Origin of the sequence: Butyrivibrio sp. (genome assembly GCF_017635265.1) — a bacterium.
GTDB lineage: Bacteria > Bacillota > Clostridia > Lachnospirales > Lachnospiraceae > Butyrivibrio.
Genome location: NZ_JAGBLU010000072.1, coordinates 1 through 5,853, shown reverse-complemented (window position 1 = coordinate 5,853; position 5,853 = coordinate 1). Strand labels below are relative to the sequence as shown.

General features: G+C 39.7%; 5 protein-coding genes. All 5 read right to left on the bottom strand.

Features of this window, described 5'->3' with window-relative positions:
• Positions 1-1,041 (bottom strand): substrate-binding domain-containing protein (locus tag J6O61_RS08645; protein ID WP_292211994.1); only part of this gene is annotated, 1,041 nt, incomplete at its 3' end.
• 113 nt (positions 1,042-1,154) lie between these two features.
• Complete coding sequence (locus J6O61_RS08640; protein ID WP_292211992.1) at positions 1,155-2,738, bottom strand: response regulator; 1,584 nt, start codon at positions 2,736-2,738, stop codon at positions 1,155-1,157.
• A complete protein-coding gene (locus J6O61_RS08635) occupies positions 2,716-4,599 on the bottom strand; it encodes a cache domain-containing sensor histidine kinase (RefSeq protein ID WP_292211989.1) in 1,884 nt (627 codons plus the stop codon). Before J6O61_RS08635 ends, J6O61_RS08640 begins: the two co-directional genes overlap by 23 nt.
• Before the next feature lie 88 nt (positions 4,600-4,687).
• Positions 4,688-5,533: a carbohydrate ABC transporter permease gene (locus tag J6O61_RS08630; protein WP_292211986.1), complete on the bottom strand. Its 846-nt coding sequence runs from the start codon at positions 5,531-5,533 to the stop codon at positions 4,688-4,690.
• The coding region (locus J6O61_RS08625) for a carbohydrate ABC transporter permease (protein ID WP_442861702.1) at positions 5,526-5,853 on the bottom strand (328 nt) is incomplete at its 5' end. The genes J6O61_RS08625 and J6O61_RS08630, both read right to left, overlap by 8 nt.

Sequence of the window (5,853 nt, the reverse complement as noted above, 5' to 3'; positions counted from 1 at the left end):
TTCAAGCATCGGTTCTGCATCTTCCTGATAAATAATAGTTGTACTTTCATCAGTCTTATCAGGGAAAAGATTTCCCGGCAAATTTCCATCTGCAATTTTCACCGCGACTTGCAGCGTATCAAAGCCAATGGAATAACAATCCTGTACACCAAGGCAATAGATAACGCCATCCTTGAGATAATGGAGTGCCTCCTGATCATGGTCCATTCCCACGATCACTGCGCTGCTTTCAAGCTCAGTAACTGCCCTTGCTGTTCCGACAGGATTACTCATATTGCAGCATACAAAGCCTGCAATATCAGGATTGTCCCTAAGCATCTGCTTGGCCAGATCGTATGCCAGATCAATGGAGTCCTGGTCATACTCAACTGCAACTATCTCCATATTTTTATATTTGGCAATAGTGTCTTTTGCTCCCTTTGCTCTGTCTTCGTGACAGGGAGCTCCGTTACTTCCTACCAGTATGCCCACTTTGCCCTTGTAGCCAAGCTTTTCGCAAAGTGCTTCTGTTAAATCTGCTCCGTCCTGATAGTTATGAGTGTTTCCAACGTAGGCAATCCTCTTGCAATCAGGAGCTGCATCAGAGCTGGAAAACGTCATGACCTTGTTTCCAGAAGCGACCATTTCGTCCAGCACAGGAGATATCTTCTCCTCATCTGCCACATCCACTCCGATCACATCATAATCACCCTTCTGCGCCTCTAATAATCTCTTTGTCTGGTCCTCATAAGAAGCTGCATCCGGAGCCATATACTCATAAGTAATGACTATCCCCTTTTCAAGATATTTTTGCTGAGCATCCTCCATTCCAAGCACAACAGCATCCCACCATGGATGAACTATCTTGTAAGTAAAGTAGAAATTATATCTATTCTTAGCCGGCACATAATCATCGAGGCTATGCTCAAAATCTACAACGCCCTCGGTATCGTCCGCTTTTATCTCAGTATCATTGGAATATCCACTACTAGTACCTGCAATCACAATAGAAAATGCTACAATCAGGAACTTGCGAAATATATTATTTATCTTCTCGGACATAATATTCCTCCTAAAAGACATAATTTTCTCTATAAAATAATCACCTACTATAAATAATACAATATTTCGCAAATTTTTATTCTTAAATATATATTAAAGATTCAGCTTGTCAATTACTCTTTACCCATGCTTCTCGGTGAAATACCATAAAACTTCTTGAATACATTTGAAAAATAGCTCACATCATTATAGCCCACCCTCTCAGCTACCTCTGTAAGTTTATAGTCGGTACTCGTTATCAGCCTCTTCGCTTCCTGCATACGCAGCTGTGTAATATATTCTGTAAGAGTCATGTCCATCTCGCTCTTGAACATCTTTCTTAGATATGTCTGATTAACACAGAGTTTTTCCGAGATATCCGAGATTGAAAGCTCATTGTTACCATAGTTTTCTTCAATATACTGTTTTGCAGCCTGTGCCGTTGAATGTGTCTTTGACTCTCTTTTCCCTTTTTCAAACTCAATGCGCTTTTTATAAAGATATATCACATTGTCGCGCATTTCTTCGGAAGACTTGGCATCAGCCATAAATTTCTCGGGAGAAAAACCTTCGCCGTAAATTCTCTCAATAGAAAAACCTGAGCTTATTATATTTGTCATCAAAATACTGATTGCACTGGTGAGAAGGTTCATGTCAGTTATAGAAACGTTGCCATCCACAGATTCTTTTTCATGAAGCCTCGTCCATAGCGTACTTATTACAAGCTCAGCATCGTCAGCCTGAAGCGTCTCAATGTCCTTGTTGAGCCTGATGATTGCATCGAGGGAAGCATATCCCTTTTCATCATTACTCTTACGAAGGTCCCATAGCTGACCATAGCCCTTTTGTGATAAAAAGCTTAGACATTTTTCATAGGCTTTTTTAATATCTCCTAAACCGGTTGCCTTCTCTATAGCCACAGAACTGCTAATCTCAAGCTGACTTTTTACTACCTGAATGATATCTGTAAACTCATATCCCTTATAGTTATCAAGTGCTGTATCCGAATCGAAATCCATTAAAACAACAATATTGTTCTCGAAATCATGGAATATCCTAAAAGATCCTTCAAGCTCAAGCATATCGCCAAGAAGCTTTGCGATAAGGTTTTCCCAGTTCATGAGTTTTTCTCTTGCATCTATCCTGCCTTTGGAATATCCGGCAGTATCAAATCTGAATAAAGCCAGAAGATATGCACTTCCAACTTCTTTTTTAGGAAAAAGATGCTTCTCAATCCCGGCCAGTGCATCCTTGTCATTATTACCGGCGTAGATTACAGTCTTTAGCTCTTCATCAAGTTCTTTTTCAGCTTCCCCATCCTGAATTATCTGGGTTTCAACCGCCTTCCCGATATTGTCATGCAGTTTAAGAAGGCTAAGTATCAGTTCCTCTTTTTCAAATGGTTTGACAATGTAATCGCAAACTCCTATCTTAACAGCTTTTCTGGCATACTCAAATTCATTGTTTCCTGTTATGAGTATTACTGATATGTCAGGGTAGTCTGAAGTTATGCGTTCAGCAAGTTCAAGACCATTTATATAAGGCATGGTTATATCTGTCAGAACCACATCAGGATAGAACTCTTCAATTTTCTCAAGCGCCTCTTTTCCATCACGCGCCTCACAGCAAATCTCAAAGCCGTATGAATTCCAATCTATACAGCCTCTAAGATATTCCAGGAAAATAGGCATGTCGTCAACAATCATAATTTTGATCATGCAGCAACGCTCCCTGTGGTACACGTATTTTTATTGTGGTACCTATGTTTTCTTTACTCTCTATTGATACGCCAAATTCTCTCCCAAAGTAGAGTTTAATTCTTCGTGCTACTGAATATAATCCAAAATGAGAACCGCCTTTTGTTGAGTCATGAGAGGTTATCTCCGCTTCCTGACGAAGCTTTTTCTTTTCATCATCAAAAAGCTTATCATCTTCAAGGAGTTGTTCCAGTTTATCTCGCTCGTCTTCACTCATACCAATGCCGTCATCGGAAACTTGTATCAGAGCCACCTCTCCATCTGCTCTTCCTGTCACGGTAATTTTGCCCCAGCCTTCTTTGTTTTTCAGACCATGATATATTGCATTCTCAACAAGCGGCTGAAGTGTCATCTTGGGAATACTTGCATTTTTTATTGCATCCTCAACATCAATCTCATAGCTGAATTTATCATTGTAGCGCATTGTCTGAAGGTCCAGATAATCCCGGATTATCTGGATTTCTCTCTCGATAGTCACTATCTCTTCACTTCCGGAAAGAGAATTTCTGTAATAGTTGGCAAGCTTTTTTGTGACGCGAGAAGCCTCTTTTGCCCTGTTCATCTCAATAAGCATGATTATAATGTCCAGGGTATTATATAGAAAATGTGGCTTAACCTGCTCCTGTATCAAAGCGAGCTCATATTCACGCTTCTTTTTGGCCTCCTCATCAACCTGTTGCAAGAGTTCTAAATTGCGCTGCGTCATATAGTTAAAAATCCTGCCGAGTCTTCCTATCTCATCCTTATACTTAAATCTGAACCTGAAGCTCATGTCCCCCTCAGCAATCTGCTCAGCGCCGTCATGAAGGATTTTTAGCGGATGGGTGACATAATTAGTCGAGAACAGAACTGATATGAGAAGCAGGATTGCCGTCACTGTGCCTGTCGTCAAAAGAATGAACTGCAAATCCTTACCTGTAACATTAAATCTATTGAGATTAGTAATACCTACTATTGTCCATGCAAATCCCTTTACCTCATCCTTTGCTATGAGATAGGACTCATTGTTGTACTTGATAAGGTTCTGCTTTGTGCTAAAAAGACTTTCAATGAGCTGTGTATCTTCATAAATCTTATCTTTCTTTTCTGTCTCCGAAACAAAATTCCCATCAGTATCATAAAGAAAATAATAGCTTATCTCACTCTGTGAAGACTCAATGAGGTAATTCTTATCCATGTTTATAAAAATGTAGCCAATAGGTACACCTGTTACAATATTTATCACATGTTTCCCCATTGTTATAATCTCTTTACCCTCACGGTTCATGGGGTTTTTTGCCTGTTCCATCATTATGGTCTTGCCGCCCTCGCCGGAGAGATTTTTCACATAATCCGAATCAAGTATTTCCATCTTTAAATCTGTAAGCGCCGGATCAGTTGTATACATTCTGCCAAATTTGTCCAAAAAGACTATAGAAGAAATCCCATTATAGATAAGCAGTGACTGAGACAGCTGGCTTATGATCTTATTGTCCCTGGTGACCTGCTTCATAGATTTGTCATTGTAATATCCGCTGAATTCAATGGTGAGATTGTTGGAGCAGAGTTCACCATTTGCAAGAACTGAAGTGATTCTGTCAGACATTATGCGGATATTTTCATTGATCTGATTATCCGCTCTCTGCATTATCGCTCTGTTATAGAAAAAAAGCATCAAAGCAGTAAGCACTATCATAGGTATCAGTGCCACCAGAATTGTCATTGATGCAATTTTATACTTGATGGACATGTTCCTTGCCTTTTCTCTTCCGGAAATCTTACGTCCGGCGTCGAAGGCTTCCATGTCCCTGATTGTCATATCCTTTAGATTCCTGTTTTCCATAAAGCTTATTTTAACATATAAAGGGCCTTCTATCAGCTTTTTTGCCGATAGAAGGTCTTATAGAAGGTCTTGTAAATTCTATTTTTAATCACCCTTTTACTGCGCCACCGATTGTCATAGCGTTCTCAACCTGCTCGGAAAAGATTGAGTATACTAAGATTGCCGGGAATGATGCAATAACCATTGTTGCGCCCATTCCGCCCCAATCAGTAGTGAACTCTCCCTGGAAGAACAAGACTCCAAGAGGAAGTGTCTTAAGCGCCGGTATACTTCCTACTACTACATTTGCAAGAATGAACTCATTCCATGCATTGAGGAAAATGTAGATTACAAGTGTAACAGTTGCAGGACGAACAAGTGGCTCGATAATCCTAAAGAAAGTCTGGTAAATTGTTGCTCCGTCCATACATGCAGCTTCTTCAAGCTCAATCGGAATACCTTTAAAGAATCCGTAATAAACCATACATGCAAATGCCAGATTAATCGCTATATACGGGAAAACCAGTGACCATCTTGTTCCCATCAGGTTAAACTTCTGTACAACCTTAACAACAGGGATCATAATAGCCTGAACCGGAATAAACATTCCAAGTCCCAGGAAAAGCCTTGTAAATGTCTTCATTTTCCATACCATACGGCTTGTGGCATATGAGAAAAGAAGTGCACATACAATAGTTATTACAACTGTTCCAATTGAAACAAGTAAGCTGTTCAAAAAATAAAGCGGCACATTATACTTGGTCCATGCTGTTATATAGTTCTCATAATGAAGTGGCCATGGAAATCCAAATGGATTAGTAACAAAAATTTCCTGATTGGTCTTGAATGAATAAAAAAGCATCCATATCAACGGGTAAAGTGAAAACGCTGCATAAATCCAGCAGAATACCACAAATATATAATGCAAAGCTGATTTTTTGCCTTCTTTACGCATTTCGTCTCCTCCTTGATTTTTCTTCTTCTTTCTTCTGGTTCTTCTCTCTGAAAATGAAGTTGATCACCAGCATTACAAGCATACACTCAATTACCATTATGGAAGCAGCTGCAAGACCGTATCCATAATCTGATTTCTTAAACGCTGCGTTGTACATCATATATGTGAGCGTGAAAGTTGACTTGTTTGGACCGCCGCCTGTCAGGATATTCATCTCAGTAAAGGCCTTGATACCTCCTGTAAGTGAAATGATAAGGCAGAACTTGTAGGTTTCTGCAAGAAGCGGAATTGTGATCTTAAGGTGTGCAAGAACATTTGAA

Coding starts and splice junctions, on each gene's coding strand:
- J6O61_RS08640 (WP_292211992.1), bottom strand. CDS start 2,738: ATGATCAAAATTATGATTGTTGACGACATGCCTATTTTCCTGGAATAT.
- J6O61_RS08635 (WP_292211989.1), bottom strand. CDS start 4,599: ATGGAAAACAGGAATCTAAAGGATATGACAATCAGGGACATGGAAGCC.
- J6O61_RS08630 (WP_292211986.1), bottom strand. CDS start 5,533: ATGCGTAAAGAAGGCAAAAAATCAGCTTTGCATTATATATTTGTGGTA.